Here is a 1777-nt window from a genome sequence, read left to right on the forward strand (position 1 = left end):
AAGGTTGAAGGTTAGTTGGTTTAAGGTTGAAGGTTAGTTGGTTTAAGGTTGAAGGTTAGTTGGTTTAAGGTTGAAGGTTAGTTGGTTTAAGGTTGAAGGTTAGTTGGTTTAAGGTTGAAGGTTAGTTAGTTGAAGGTTGAAGGTTAGTTGGTTGAAAATGGATAGACATTTTATGCCTCAATCTCCAATCCCCTCAATTAAAGCTGCTAGAAAAAGTAAATTTAATTTACCACCAGGACCAAAAAGATATTTACTGTTTCAACTTTCTAAACTTCAGCATCAGCCAATTGAATATTTTGGGCATATGTGGCAGGAATACGGAGATTTAGTACGCCTGCCAATCATGCCAGGATTAAGTTTAAATTTGGCGAGCCATCCAGATCATGCAGAACATATTTTGTCTAGCCATCAGGAAGGATATGGAAAGCCAGATCTATTTCTCAAATCCATGAATTTACTTCAGGGGCAAGGACTTTTTAGCAGTGAAGGAGAGGTTTGGCTTCGACAGCGACGCTTAATGCAGCCAGCATTTCATCAAAAGCAATTGGTTAAACTTCATCATGTAATCCTTGATTGTGTAGAATCACTTCTGGGTGAATGGTCGGAAAAACCAGAAGGCGAGATTATTGATATTGCAGCCGAAATGTCACGGCTTACTTTAAAAATTGTCAGTTCCACCCTATTCAGTATTGATATCAGTAGTAAGACCGATAAACTAGGGCAGTCTTTGCGAACAGGTTTGGAATATGTTTATTACCGAATGAATAGCCCCCTGGCACTACCTCTATGGATGCCTACCCCCAGAAATCTTGAGTTCCGTAAAGCAAAACAAACACTCGACCGCCTCGTTTTAGACATTATCCAGTACCGTCGTGAACATCCCTCAGAGCAAAATGATTTGCTGTCAATGCTTCTAGCTGCTCAAGATGAAGAGACTGGAATCGGGATGAGCGATCGCGAACTTCAAGACGAAGTAATTACGTTAATTAATGCCGGACATGAAACCACAGCTACTGCATTAGCTTGGACATGGTATCTAATCGGAACCCATCCTGATGCTATGGCTCAGATGCAGGATGAAGTACAAACCGTTTTAAATGGAAATTACCCTACGGTTGAGAATTTGTTCCAACTGGAATACACTCGTCGCGTATTTGATGAGTCTTCACGTCTTTGCCCAATCGGTTTAGGGCTACCGAGAGTTGCCTTAAACGATGATGAAATTCAAGGATATTTTATTCCCAAAGGTACAATTTTCACTATTGCTCAATACTTCATTTTTCGCCATCCTGATTTTTGGGATAATCCAGAACAGTTTGACCCTGACCGATTTCTACCTGAAAAAGTGAAGCAAAGACCTAAATTTGCCTTTTTTCCCTTTGGTGCAGGTCAACACATCTGTATTGGCAAAAATTTAGCTCTGATGGAATCTACAATAATCTTAGCAGCTATCATACAAACGTTTCACATTGAATTAGTTCCTAATCAATCCATAGAAATAGATCCCAGATTTTCCCTACGTCCTAAATATGGCATTAACGTTAGAGTGCGGAAAAGACATTAAGCTATAGCAATTCTATGACTTGTGAGGTACAAATATCTGGGTTTTAGGGAGCAGGGAGCAGGGAGCAGGGAACAGGGAACAGGGAATAGGGAACAGGGAGCAGGGAGCAGGGAGCAGGGAGCAGGGAAAAAATACTGTGTACCTCATTATGCTAAAAACCGCTATCAAAATTTACATTAATAGGATATTACTTCAACATCGGCTCAGTCTTTC

General features: G+C 40.5%; 2 protein-coding genes. One reads left to right on the forward strand and one right to left on the reverse strand.

The genetic code is table 11. The features are described from left to right. Positions 1-172 precede the first annotated feature (172 nt). Positions 173-1564: a cytochrome P450 gene (locus tag F6K53_RS39795; RefSeq protein WP_293085524.1), complete on the forward strand. Its 1392-nt coding sequence runs from the start codon at positions 173-175 to the stop codon at positions 1562-1564. Positions 1565-1576: 12 nt separating this feature from the next. On the opposite strand, the gene F6K53_RS39800 is transcribed toward F6K53_RS39795, so the two are convergent. Beyond that, complete coding sequence (locus tag F6K53_RS39800; protein ID WP_293085527.1) at positions 1577-1711, reverse strand: hypothetical protein; 135 nt, start codon at positions 1709-1711, stop codon at positions 1577-1579. Positions 1712-1777 lie beyond the last annotated feature (66 nt).

The sequence above is a fragment of the Moorena sp. SIO4A1 genome, assembly GCF_010672065.1.
In the GTDB taxonomy this organism is placed as follows: domain Bacteria; phylum Cyanobacteriota; class Cyanobacteriia; order Cyanobacteriales; family Coleofasciculaceae; genus Moorena.